Here is a 718-nt window from a genome sequence, read left to right as displayed (position 1 = left end):
GTGCGCGGGTGGGGCGAGGTGGCGCCCGGCTGGATGCCGTTCATCGGTGGCCGGACGCGCCGGCCACCGATGAACGGCATCCAGCCGGGCGCCACCTCGCCCCACCCGCGCACCAGCCCGATGGCCAGGATCGCCGTCACCTCGGTGAGCACGCTGAGCCCGAGCACGTACGGGACGCTCACCCAGTACGGCGGCATGCCGACGTCCTGGATTTGCCCCATCTCGAAGTGCAGGGCGAAGGGCAGCCGCCACAGACACGACGGCAGCAGGAGCAGCGGAAGCGCGTACGCCAGCCGTATCGCCCAGCGCGGAGGCGGCCGTTCGGTGTCGCTGACGGGCGGGGGCAGGTGAAGGATCTTCAGGGACATGGCGAGATCCTCGCGTGGCGGACCCACCGGGGGGATCAACCCGTAGGGCGGAACCCGTACCCCGGTTGAAGGAGAAGGGCCAGCGACCACAGGCTGACCCGACGGCGCCGGACCACCACCATCGGCGGGGCCACAGCGCCGAGACGGCACCGGCGCCCGCCCGTACGGTGGCCGGATGACAGCGAACTTCACGGTCCTCCCGGCCACCCCGCGCGACGGCGACGCCATCGGTCAGATCCACGCCGCGTCCTGGCGCGCCGCCTACGCCGACTTCTTCTCCCCGGACTTCTTCGCCCAGGCGCTGCGCCGGCGCCGCCATCGCTGGCAGGCCGTGCTCACCGAGCAGCCAC

At 72.6% G+C, this 718-nt stretch carries 1 pseudogene; it reads right to left on the bottom strand.

The features are described 5' to 3' along the window. A pseudogene (locus tag KUM32_RS36985) lies at positions 1-368 on the bottom strand (hypothetical protein); the annotation flags it as partial. Positions 369-718: the final 350 nt, after the last annotated feature.

It is taken from the genome of Streptomyces sp. AC627_RSS907, assembly GCF_019049165.1.
This window is presented reverse-complemented; position numbering and strand designations above follow the sequence as displayed.